The organism is Paenibacillus glycanilyticus (assembly GCF_030161375.1).
Classification (GTDB): Bacteria; Bacillota; Bacilli; order Paenibacillales; family Paenibacillaceae; genus Pristimantibacillus; species Pristimantibacillus glycanilyticus_B.
Genome location: NZ_BSSQ01000001.1, coordinates 91667 through 104289, shown reverse-complemented (window position 1 = coordinate 104289; position 12623 = coordinate 91667). Strand labels below are relative to the sequence as shown.

Genomic DNA, 12623 nt, shown 5'->3' with positions numbered 1-12623 from the left:
CCACCTTCGTCATACTTTCACCCTGTTTGATTGTATGCAGCTAAGCGATAATAAGACTAACAAGCACATGAATGAGATAGGAGCTGAAAAGAATATGGCTTTTCAAACGATCGAAGGTGTTCGAGTCTGGGGTAATCCAGTTAGCGGGGCGCTGGCTCAAGCCAAAACTTGCGCAGAATATGGCAATGTCGTGCAAACGCTTCTGATGGCTGATCATCATAAAGGCTACAGTCAGCCTATTGGAGGAGTTGTTGTCTATGACGGTCAAATCTCTCCTTCAGGCGTTGGTTACGATATTGCGTGCGGGAATAAAGCCGTGCGAACTAACTTATTAGCTGCAGACATAAAGCCTAGGCTAACGAAAATTATGGATGAAATCGCACGTAAAATTTCGTTCGGAGTAGGCCGAGTCAATAACGTAAAGGTAGATCATGATCTCTTTGACGATCCGGACTGGGCTGCATTCCAAGCGGTTGGTAAACAGGAACATGATAAGCTCAAAGCATTGGCGCAAAGTCAGCTAGGTACAGTAGGAAGTGGCAACCACTATGTCGACTTATTTGAAGAGGAAAGAACGGGGCAATTGTGGATCGCTAATCATTTTGGTAGCCGTGGTTTTGGCCATAAGACGGCAAGCGGATTTATTAATCTGGCTGCAGGAAGAGACTTCTTCGGGAAAGCGCCTGGCGAGAAAATGGATCAGCCACCCGTGCTGCTTGACCTTAGCAGTGAACTTGGCGATATGTATTACAGAGCGATGAAGCTGGCTGGCCGTTATGCTTATGCAGGTAGGGATTATGTCATCGAACAAGTGCTTGCCATTCTTGGGGCTGAAGCCGACCTCGAAGTGCATAACCATCATAACTATGCTTGGAAAGAGACGCATGACGGGAAGGAAGTGGTTGTTGTCCGCAAAGGAGCAACCCCGTCCGCACCTGGGCAAGTTGGTTTCATCGGCGGTAGTATGGGAGATATATCGGTTATCGTCAAAGGGAAGGACAGCGGAGAGAACAAGGACTCCTATTACAGCACCGTTCATGGAGCGGGACGAACTATGAGCCGTACGCAAGCGGCCGGGAAAATGAACTGGAAAACCCGTACTCGCAGCGGCGGTCAAATTACCTCTGAACAAATGATGGCTGCGGTTAGGGAGTTTGGCGTTGAACTGCGCGGCGCCGGTACCGATGAAAGTCCGTTTGTTTACCGGAAGCTTCAAGAAGTGTTGGATGCGCATGCGGATACGATTGAGATTATGAATGTGTTGAAACCGATTGGCGTCTGCATGGCGGGAGCGGATGAGTATGATCCTTATAAGGATTGATGTAAGAAAGCCAGTGATGTTCTAGACGGAGGCTGGATAACTGTTGTCAATAAGGTGTTTGTATAAAAATAAGGAGTTTTTGTATTTACCGTCCAAAAAGCAGGGATTAGTTAATTAGACCTAGAAATTGTTTGAGACAAAATTAGACGAGGTGCTGACATACATGACAGAAAGATTGATTTGATTGAGCGTATGGATTATCCGGAGGATATAGGCTTAATGTAAAAGGTTTCAGTTTTAATAAACAAATATAGCTTCAGAATGCTTCTGTGATATTAACTTTAATATTGTTCGAGGTGCCTCGTTATGAGAGTAGAGGAATTACTAGAAAAGTTAACATGGTTTCAAGATGCATATCCAAAGAAACATCGAATAAAACTTTCCTTTGCCCAACGAACAATTGAGAAGTCTTTAGGGCAGTCACTTCCTTCTGAGTTAATATTAGATTTTCTAAAAGCTCTGAGGTATAAGCATGTAGATGTTGATGTTGAGCGATTTGTGTCGCCAGTCGCTACAATGTCCAAAGAAAAAGAATCTGATGAATTTACAAAACGAAACTCGACTCAATCAGATGATTGGGATGACATTGATGCTTTACTAAATAGAGAATTGGTTCCTAATATTGGAGGAGCTGTTGAACAAGCAAATAGCAATGATTATCATGATAACCGTCGATTGTTAGAAGAGTATAAGCGGACGAATCATCCAGCATTACTTCAACAGTTAGTAGAATCTAACATGAGGCTTGTTTATAATGTAGCTCTTAAATGTAAGAAATATATGGTTCATGATTTAACAGAAGAGGATTTATGTCATGAAGGTGTTTTTGGACTGATTGAAGCAATTGACAGATATGATCCTACTTTTAATGGATCCTTATCTACATATGCAGTTCTATGGATTAGGCAGAAAATTTTAAGAGCAATATGTAATACTGGCACAACGGTCCGAATACCTGTTCATATGTTGGAACGGATTAAATTAATTAAAAAGACAAGGATAAAGCTGATAATTAAACAGAACTATGAAAATGTAACCATGCAAGACATTTGTGATGAACTAGGGATTTCAGAAGACCAATATTGCGATGCAATGAAAGCTGAGCATCGTTTTCTAGGGTTTATTTCAATCAATCAGCCAATAAATGAGGTGGATGGTGATTTAGAGCTTGGAGATTTTGTTCCAAATGATAGATTAGAAGTTTTCTGTACCCATCCTGAAGAGTTTGAAGATCCGGCAATTCTTGCTGAAAAAAAAGAAATTCAGAGAGCTGTTCACTCACTAATGATGAATCTTACAGAACGCGAAAGTGAAGTTCTTTCCTATAGATATGGGTTTAAGGATGGGACTCCACGCACACTAGAAGAAGTTGGACGTGTGTTTGGACTAACAAGGGAGCGTATACGCCAAATAGAATCAAAAGCGCTTGGAAGACTTCAGTATATTAATCGGAAACAAAAAATACTATGAAAAAGGATGGTCCTCATGGATTTCATCAATATATTGACTGACCATATTACAAATCTCAATAAAACAACTCGCAATCCATTACTGGTTGTTTTTGAAGGTTTTAAATTGTCAGAATTAGCGGATATTATAGAAAATAAATTATTTAAAGAGTCTTTGGAGATTAGTGTTGAGTCTTTAATTAACAAAAAAGCAGAATTGATACCTCAACTTTTTCAGCAAGCTAACTCTCATAAATGGGTTTGGTGTACAAGAGAAGAGGAACTTGCAGTGGGGTCGGAGCTTCTCCCGCTGTATTATGAGGTAAAGTATTTTCATAACAATCTCTATCATCTTACATATCCAGCGTTATATCCATTTCAAACTGATGAATCGAATATCGAATTAGAATTTAATGAAGAGAGCGAACATGAACTTGCTTTACTTAGCAAAGTTTATGGGAATATCCGGAGAATTGAAAATAATTGGTTTGTAACATATGCTGAGCAAAACGAAGAGTCGATTCCCTTTTATACATTTAAATTGCTTAAGGAGATTCCGATTGTTGAATTAGAAAATAATGCGGATGTAACACTAGAGCTAAACGATTCAGAAGATGAGTTTTTAAAGCTAGAAAATAGACTGCTGCTCGGAAAGCATCCCGATCATACGGTCAGAATTGTTTTTAGTAGTGAGCCAGCAGAAGCCCCTTATAAATATTATAATCGTTTAAAATTGATACAAAAGTTAGCACCAAGCTATCGAATTGAGATTGTTCAAAAAGAAATGGACCGTACTCCTGAACGGGATATATCACCTTATCAAAAAATTCTCAGCAGATATTGGGGGCATAAAAGTTTTAGAAATCTAAAAATGTATCGGAATATTCAAAGTCGTGGACGTGAGAAAACTACTGTAGAAATCCCTCAAAGTCAAATCATCGACGACATAGTACAGGAAGCGAAAAAGGCTAGTGCGGGGGTACCGTATAAAGATATTTTTGTAACTTCACCAACGGGTGCCGGTAAATCCGTGATGTTTCAAATCCCAGCAATATATTTAGCTGAACAATACAATTTACTTACTATCGTCATCTCTCCACTTATTGGTCTTATGACAGACCAGGTGCAAGGACTGGTATCACGTAATGTTGAAATAAGTGCAACAATAAATTCCAATATTACACCAGTTGAGCGTATTGAGATTCAAGAGAAAATTCGAAACGGCCAGGTATCTATTCTGTATATTTCACCAGAAACTTTACTTAGTAGATCCGATATCGCTCAACTTATTGGTGAACGGAAGGTCGGTTTGTTCGTCATTGACGAAGCACATATTGTAACAACCTGGGGCAAAGCTTTTCGTTCAGACTACTGGTACTTAGGAACCTACTTATCAAAACTAAGACAAAAAATGAACTTCCCAATTGCAACCTTTACAGCTACAGCTATTTATGGTGGCTTAGAGGATATGTACGAAGAGACACGTAACAGTCTTAATATGATAACGCCAATAAGTTACTTTGGTTATGTAAAAAGAGATAATCTAGAGATAAGAATCAAGAAGAAAGTTGATGAGACTAAGAAATTTAATGAATATCTTACGGATAAAAATAAAATCTTATTAGGGAGATTAGAGGGGTATGCATCGAGAGGTCAAAAAACACTAGTGTATTTCCCAACAGTTAAATCAATCCATGATTTTAAGCAATTCTGCAGTATATATGGGAGTTTGGTGCTTCGCCAATCACTTTCTGTTTATTTTGGATCATTAGAAAAAGAAGCGAAGCAGGAAAATTATTTGCGTTATAAAAATGGCGATTCAAAAGTGATGTTAGCGACCAAAGCATTTGGAATGGGGATTGATATTCCAGATATTCTAAATGTTTATCATTACGCACCAACTGGTAACGTATGTGATTTCGTTCAAGAAATCGGTCGTGCAGCACGTGACCTGCCGACCGGTTATGCCTATTTTGACTACCTTGCTAAAGATTTTGTTCATGTGCAAAGGCTCCATGGCATATCTACAATCAGAAAAGGGCAATTAATTGAGGTTATTAGAAAAATACTGATGATTATAGAACAGAATCGCGGAGAAAATGTCCGTAATTTATTAGTGAGTGCAGATGAGTTTCGTCATATCTTTGAGGATGGAAGCGGACGAGATCAACAAGATGATATAGATAATAAAATTAAAACAGCACTCTTAATTATTGAGAAGGATTTTCTAGCTAAACTGAGCTACTCCCCGATTGTTGCACGACCAAGAAGTATGTTTGCCCAAGAATACGTAATGGCTTCAAATTCAGATATGAAGTTGATCTATCCGCATTACTCGGAATATTTTAGAGTCATTAGTAAATTCGGAAGCGGACTGTCAGAACGAGTTATATTGACATGTGATTTAAAAGCGATTTGGCAAGATAAATATTCGAACCTTTCATTTCCTGAATTTAAGTACTTTTACTACATTGAGGATAGCAAAGTGAAGTTACCGTTTAAAGGTAAGTTAACTCCTGTGTTAAAACTAGAGCTGACGCTTAAACAAAATAATCATAAAGCATTTATTATGGAAACTAACCAATGGGTAGAACACATTGGCTCTGTATTCTCGGAATTTGCAAGAAGCCGCAAATATTTTTCAGTTTCAGAGGTTGCTTTGAATATTAAGCAGAAAACGGGCCTGACCTCGAAATACCAAGTCGATATGCTGGCAGAGGTCATTCTCAACTCGATGTATGCATACGACCGGTTAATAAAAAAAACTAGTAATTTCTATAATAGGTTTATGAAGTTCGATGAATCCAGACAGGCGTATCATTTTCTTAATACAGGATATGCTGGTTTCCTTGACTGGATAAATAATGAGACAAAGAATCTGTTAGACAGTGATTTAGCTAATTCAATAGCTTCTAATAAGTATGAAATTTTTGAACCAAAAGTGTTCGGATCCGCTCAAGAAAAAAGGTATTTGTATTTAGGCTTGATGGAAGCAATGGGTCTGCTTATCTATCGAATTAATGGGGGTGAAAGCCCGGAAATTTATATTCGTGTGAACTCTCGATCTCAGTTGGAACGAACTGTTAATCAAGCTTCAGTATATCAAAATGTAATACTAGCTAATGTTCGACTTCGTCATCAAATGTCTGTTGAAATGCTAAGGTATTTATTCGACAATGAAGTTCGAACTGATGAATTCTGGGAGCTAATTGAAGATTATTTCTTAGGAAGAATACCTGAGGAAGTTGAACGAAGATTAGCGTTACAAAATAACTCTAGTAGGTAAAATTAACACGTACGTCCCAGAAGGCGAGGAAAAGTTACCTGGATGACTCGGGGCACCTAAGGGTGCTCTTTTGTTTAGTTACGTAAATGTCCATACTGGTTGAAGGAACTTGTGGTCATTATAGCGAAATATGAATAGTACTTAAGACATACTTCGCTCTGGTTCTATGCGGAGAGGGCTAAGTGTAACTTATCAGTACATAAGGAGGAGAAGAGTGGAGTCTAACTTTATATTCTTAGAGAGCAACTTTCCTGTACTTGCTCAAATAGGCGCAACCGCTGAAGAATATCTTTATTCGGACCCTAATTCATGCTTAATTAAGTTAGGATTACTGGGCGAAACGATCGTCAATCTCATGATGCAGTTTGATGGCATTCAACCTCCAAGTTACGACAACACGCATGCCAATCGCATAAAGCTATTGAAGGGTCAAGGACTGCTGCCACGAGAGATTGACGATATCTTATACAGCTTACGTATGGCTCGGAATAAAGCTGTGCATGCGAACTACGATTCACTTGATCAATGCAAAATCTTGATAGGCATGACCCATGAGTTGAGCATTTGGTTCATGCAAACGTACGGAGACTGGCAGTATAGTCCTGAACGATTTGTGTTACCTCTTGAAAAGTCACAAGATAAGGTCGATTACGAAGCTATCCTTCGAGAGAAAGAATCTAGGATTGAAGAGCTAACGAAGCTTGCTGAAAAAGCTAAGGTAGCCCAATCGATGACGATTGAGGAACGTACCTCAAGAGGAAGTCGCGCAGCCCAGCAGCTTCAGCTTTCCGAAGCGCAGACGAGGTATATTATCGACGAGCAGTTACGTAAGGTCGGATGGGAGGCAGATTCGGTTCACTTGCGATATTCGAAGGGCACTAGACCTCAAAAAGGTCGTAATCTTGCGATTGCTGAATGGCCGACTCGTAATTCCAGTGGAAAATCTGGATATGCCGATTACGCTTTATTCGTTGGGCTTCAAATAATTGGCATTATTGAAGCAAAGCGTCAATATACCGATATTCCATCCGTAATCGATAACCAGTGTAAGGAATATGCACAATCCGTAAGTGAAGAACATGCTGCTTATCAAGTGGGTAATTGGAGTAAGTATAAAGTACCTTTTGTATTTGCAACGAATGGCCGGAAGTACTTGAAGCAACTTGAGACAAAATCGGGGATCTGGTTCCTCGATGTGCGTAAACAATCGAATATCTCCAAAGCCCTCCAAGGCTGGATGAGTCCAGATGGCATTATGGAGTTGCTCAGCAAAGATACGGATACAGCCGATCAAGCCCTAGGTGCAACACCTTATGATTTGCTGCGTGACCCAGATGGCCTCAACCTTCGCGAATACCAGATTGAAGCGATTATAGCCGCTGAACAAGCCATTATTAATGGACAGGACAAAGTACTTCTATCGATGGCTACGGGAACAGGTAAGACGCGAACGATATTGGGCATGTTGTATCGTTTCTTGAAATCTAGCCGTTTTCAGCGCATCTTGTTCCTTGTTGACCGTACTTCGCTTGGTGAACAGGCGCAGGATGTGTTTAAGGAAGTCAAAATTGAAGATCTATGGACACTAGATAACATCTACAACATCAAGGAGCTTAGCGACAAAGACATTGATAGAGAGACCAAGGTTCATGTCGCCACGGTACAAAGCTTGGTCAAGCGTGTACTCTACAATGAGGGAGAAACCATCCCTGCTGTTTCCGACTATGACCTTATTATTGTAGATGAAGCGCACCGTGGTTATATTTTAGACAAGGACATGAGCGACGACGAGCTGTTATATCGTAATCAGGAAGATTACATGAGCAAATATAGCGCTGTCATCGAATACTTTAATGCGGTCAAAATTGGCTTAACGGCTACTCCTGCTATTCAAACGACACAGATTTTTGGTCAGCCCGTATTCAATTACACCTATCGTCGCGCTGTAGTTGAAGGCTACCTTGTCGATCATGATGCGCCGCATACGATTGTTACCAAGCTAAGCAAAGAAGGAATCGCCTATCAGAAAGGTGAAGTAGTCCCGATTTACGATCCTGTAACGGGAGAAATTACAAATAGTGGCGAGCTGGATGATGAGTTAAAATTCGATGTGGAGAAGTTTAACCGTCAGGTCATCACGGAGAACTTCAATCGAACCGTATTGTCCGAGATTGCCCAGGACATCAATCCAGAGGGCGACGCGAAGACGCTGATCTTTGCCGTTGATGATAGCCATGCCGATGTCATTGTGAAGTTGCTCAAAGAAATTTACGAGCCATTCGGTGTAGACAACGATGCGGTCATGAAGATCACAGGCAGCATCGGCGGTGGGAATCCAAAGAAAGTCATGGAAGCGATCAAACGCTTCAAGAATGAACGCTATCCCAATATCGTCGTTACGGTTGATCTATTAACGACTGGCATTGATGTACCTAAGATTACTACTCTTGCTTTCATGCGTAGGGTCAAGTCACGTATCCTCTTTGAACAGATGATGGGACGAGCTACCCGTCTCTGTCCTGAGATCGGCAAGACGCATTTTGAGATCTACGATCCAGTTGGCGTATATGAGTCGCTTGATGACGTTAATACAATGAAACAGGTCGTGATTCAGCCTTCTACATCTTTTGATGATTTGCTGGATGGACTTTATGCTCTACCGGCCGAGAAGCAGCTGCAAAATCAAATTGATCTTATTGTTGCCAAGCTACAGCGCAAGAAACGGAACATGACGAAAGATGTTATGGCCCATTTCCGTGACATTGCACAAGGTGATACGCCTGACCAGTTCATCGAGAAAGTCAAAAATATGCCAGTTGAGCAAGCTAAAGCCTATGTACTTGAACATCGGAAAGTCTTTGATATCATGAATGAAAGCGGCAAAGGTAAGCCAAGAGCTGTAGTGATTTCAGATAAAGAGGATGAGCTTGTCTCTCATGACCGTGGTTATGGCAAAGGCTTAAAGCCGAAAGATTACTTGGATGAGTTCAAAGCATTCATTACAAACAACATGAACAAGATCGCTGCTCTCCAAGTGGTTTGTACTAGGCCAAGCGATCTTACGCGTGAAAGTTTAAAGAGTCTACGATTGGAACTGGATCGCGAAGGGTTTTCAGAACAGCAGTTGAACTCTGCCTGGAAGCAGCTGTCTAATGATGACATTACAGCAGACATCATCAGCTTTATTCGCAAGGAAGCGCTTGGATCTGCACTCGTCAGCCGAGCAGAACGCACAAAACTTGCAATTACCAAACTGAAGCGGAATCACTCCTTCAGTAAGATGGAGTTGGATTGGCTAGGACGAATTGAAACAGTATTGTTGCACGAGCCGTTATTAGATCGTGATCTATTAAACACTGGTGCATTCAAGAATCAAGGCGGTTATAGTCGTATGAATAAGATTTTCCGCGATCAACTTGATACCATTATTACAGAATTGAATCAGTACTTATTTGAAGATGGGGGACAAACAGCGTGAACAACCAAGAGATCGTATCTAAACTATGGAACTTATGTAACGTTCTCCGAGATGACGGCATCACGTATCATCAGTATGTAACGGAGCTTACCTATATCTTGTTCTTGAAAATGGCAAAAGAAACCGAGACGGAAAAGGAAATCCCTGAGCAGTATCGTTGGGATCAACTGCTTAAGCCCAAGGGAATTGAGCTAAAGAAATTCTATAAGGAACTACTCAACCACTTAGGCGAGGATATCAAAGGTCGAGTACGTGAGATTTATGCAGGTGCTTCCTCGAATATCGATGAGCCCAAGAATCTGGAAAAGCTCATTATATCGATAGACGCACTTGATTGGTATTCGGCTAAGGAAGAAGGGCTAGGCAACCTGTACGAGGGCTTGCTTGAGAAAAATGCAAATGAGAAGAAGTCAGGTGCTGGCCAGTACTTCACCCCTCGTGTCTTGATCGACGTGATGACGAAGCTTGTTGATCCGCGCCCAGGCGAACGATGCAATGACCCTGCCTGCGGTACATTCGGTTTTATGATCGCTGCGGATCGCTATGTGAAGGATCAGACAGATGATTTGTTTGCTCTATCCCCCGAGTTACAGGAATTCCAGCGAAAACATGCATTCTCAGGATCTGAGCTTGTACATGAAACCCATCGTTTGGCCTTGATGAATGCAATGTTGCATGATCTAGAAGGACCAATCAAGCTAGGTGATACATTGTCTAATCAAGGAAAGATAATGAAGGACTTTGATGTAGTGCTCACGAATCCACCGTTCGGAACGAAGAAAGGCGGCGAGCGTGCAACTCGCGATGACTTCACTTATCCTACTTCGAATAAGCAGTTGAACTTTTTGCAGCATATTTACCGCAGCTTGAAAGCAAACAACGAAGCACGTGCGGCTGTCGTCCTTCCAGATAACGTACTCTTTGCTGAAGGTGATGGTGCGTCTATCCGAAATGACTTGATGGACAAGTGTAATTTACATACGATCTTAAGACTGCCGACAGGGATTTTCTATGCTCAAGGCGTTAAGACGAATGTCCTCTTCTTTACGCGTGGTAATTCCGATAAGAACAATACGAAAGAAGTATGGTTCTATGATTTGCGCACCAACATGACTTCATTTGGTAAAACGAAACCTCTTAAGGCTGAGCATTTTGATGCGTTTGTTTCGTCCTACACTGCGGAGGATCGTCAAAAGGTGCAGGATGAGCGATGGAATGTATTCACTCGTGAACAAATCCGAGAAAAGAGCAATAGCCTCGATCTAGGTCTTATTCGTGATGATAGCGTGCTTAACTATGACGACCTTCCAGATCCGATTGAAAGTGGAGAAGAAGTCGTAGCGCAGCTTGAAGAAGCCGTTGATTTGATTATGAGCGTTGTAAAGGAATTGAAGTCATTGGAGGTTAGTCGCTAATGGCTAAAGGGAAGAAGCAGAATTTATCAGCTGAAGAATTATTAGAACAGGCGATATTGGCAGATGATGAGCAACCGTATGAAGTTCCTACGAATTGGATTTGGACGAAATTAGATAATTTTATCGATACATTAAGCGGGTTTCCATTTGACTCAAGCTTGTTCTCCAACAAACCCGCGGATGGATTTCCATTAATTCGTATTCGAGATATTGTTCGAGGATTTACTGAGACGTATACATCGCAGGAATGCTCTGAGTTATATCACGTTAATACTGGTGATTTATTAATTGGTATGGATGGTGACTTTAATATTGCTTCATGGAAGAGTGAAGTAAGTTTACTAAACCAACGTGTTTGTAAGATTAAATCGGTAAATGACAAAGCATTACTAGATAAGTATATGTTTTACTATTTGCCACGGCAGTTGAAAGAAATACAAGATGCTACATCGAGTGTTACAGTAAAGCATCTATCTGTTAAGAAGATCGAAGCTATTGCATTACCTCTACCACCAATCACTGAACAACAACGAATTATTGACCGTATTGAAAGCCTGTTTGCTAAGCTTGATCAGGCGAAAGAACTGGCACAAGATGCATTAGATAGCTTTGACACACGTAAAGCCGCTATCCTACACAAAGCTTTTACAGGGGAGCTCACTGCGAAGTGGCGTGAAACGCATGGCGTGGGTATGGATAGTTGGGAAGTCAATGAATTAGGTGATGTATGTTCATCGTTACAGTACGGTACATCAAAGAAGTCTTCCGATGAAGGTAAAGTGGTAGTTATTCGTATGGGGAATTTACAGGATGGAGAGATTGATTGGAATAATCTCGCCTATTCAGACGATGAAGAAGATATAGGTAAGTATATACTTCAGCCTGGAGATGTGCTTTTTAACAGAACGAACAGTCCAGAGCTAGTTGGGAAAACATCGATCTATAGAGGGGAGTACCCTGCAATATTTGCTGGTTACCTAATACGGTTAAAATACGATAACCAGATGAATGGAGATTATCTGAACTATGTTATGAACTCAGTTCGAGCAAAAGAATATTGTAATGCTGTGAAAAGCGATGGTGTAAACCAGTCCAATATTAATGCAAAAAAAATAGCTGCTTTTACTTTGCCTGTCCCATCACTTGAAGAGCAACAAGAAATAGTACGAATATTGAACAGGCTATTTGACAGTGAAAAGAACGCTAATGGAATAACAGATGTTATCGATAAAATTGAACAAATGAAGAAAGCAATCCTAGCTCGTGCATTCCGTGGTGAGCTAGGTACAAACGATCCAAGCGAAGAAAGTGCTTTAGAATTGCTAAATGAAGTAGTATTAACTCAATAATGAGACGAATGTTTCAGCGCCAAGACGGTGATTTGTGATCACATCAATGATCATGAACCCTGGATTATCATCGGAAATCCAAGGATATAGCAAAGCAGACCGAAGTCCGAAAATCCGCACTACAGCATGTTTTCGGACACATCGATTCATTGTAGGACACCGCGAATACCACACTGGCAGCGTGGAGGTCAAAAATAATAACAAACTAATGAAATGAATAAGTAAATTACAAATTGCAAACAAAGGAGTCACTATAGAAGTGGCTTCTTTGTTTGCGTATCTATATTAAAAACTATTGTTAGTGTGTAAGTGATTCAGATCACAGT

The 12623-nt window shown here is 40.7% G+C and carries 6 protein-coding genes; all 6 read left to right on the top strand.

Features of this window, described 5'->3' with window-relative positions:
* Positions 1-94: 94 nt before the first annotated feature.
* Complete coding sequence (locus tag QQK89_RS00390; RefSeq protein WP_284236408.1) at positions 95-1321, top strand: RtcB family protein; 1227 nt, start codon at positions 95-97, stop codon at positions 1319-1321.
* Between the two features lie 306 nt (positions 1322-1627).
* Entirely contained in the window at positions 1628-2791 is a 1164-nt protein-coding gene (locus QQK89_RS00385; protein WP_284236407.1) for a sigma-70 family RNA polymerase sigma factor, read from the top strand.
* A gap of 15 nt (positions 2792-2806) precedes the next feature.
* Positions 2807-6055, top strand: coding sequence for a DEAD/DEAH box helicase (locus tag QQK89_RS00380; RefSeq protein ID WP_284236406.1), 3249 nt, complete (start codon positions 2807-2809; stop codon positions 6053-6055).
* Between the two features lie 214 nt (positions 6056-6269).
* Positions 6270-9533, top strand: coding sequence for a type I restriction-modification system endonuclease (gene hsdR, locus QQK89_RS00375; protein WP_284236405.1), 3264 nt, complete (start codon positions 6270-6272; stop codon positions 9531-9533).
* The gene (locus tag QQK89_RS00370; protein ID WP_284236403.1) at positions 9530-10948 is read left to right on the top strand and encodes an N-6 DNA methylase; all 1419 of its coding nucleotides are present in this window, start codon (positions 9530-9532) and stop codon (positions 10946-10948) included. The genes hsdR and QQK89_RS00370 overlap by 4 nt, the downstream gene beginning before the upstream one ends.
* The gene (locus tag QQK89_RS00365) at positions 10948-12297 is read left to right on the top strand and encodes a restriction endonuclease subunit S (protein ID WP_284236402.1); all 1350 of its coding nucleotides are present in this window, start codon (positions 10948-10950) and stop codon (positions 12295-12297) included. Before QQK89_RS00370 ends, QQK89_RS00365 begins: the two co-directional genes overlap by 1 nt.
* Positions 12298-12623: the final 326 nt, after the last annotated feature.

Bases quoted from the DNA above. Each gene is read 5' to 3' on its own strand.
- QQK89_RS00390 (WP_284236408.1), top strand. From the start codon at position 95: ATGGCTTTTCAAACGATCGAAGGTGTTCGAGTCTGGGGTAATCCAGTT.
- QQK89_RS00385 (WP_284236407.1), top strand. From the start codon at position 1,628: ATGAGAGTAGAGGAATTACTAGAAAAGTTAACATGGTTTCAAGATGCA.
- QQK89_RS00380 (WP_284236406.1), top strand. From the start codon at position 2,807: ATGGATTTCATCAATATATTGACTGACCATATTACAAATCTCAATAAA.
- QQK89_RS00365 (WP_284236402.1), top strand. From the start codon at position 10,948: ATGGCTAAAGGGAAGAAGCAGAATTTATCAGCTGAAGAATTATTAGAA.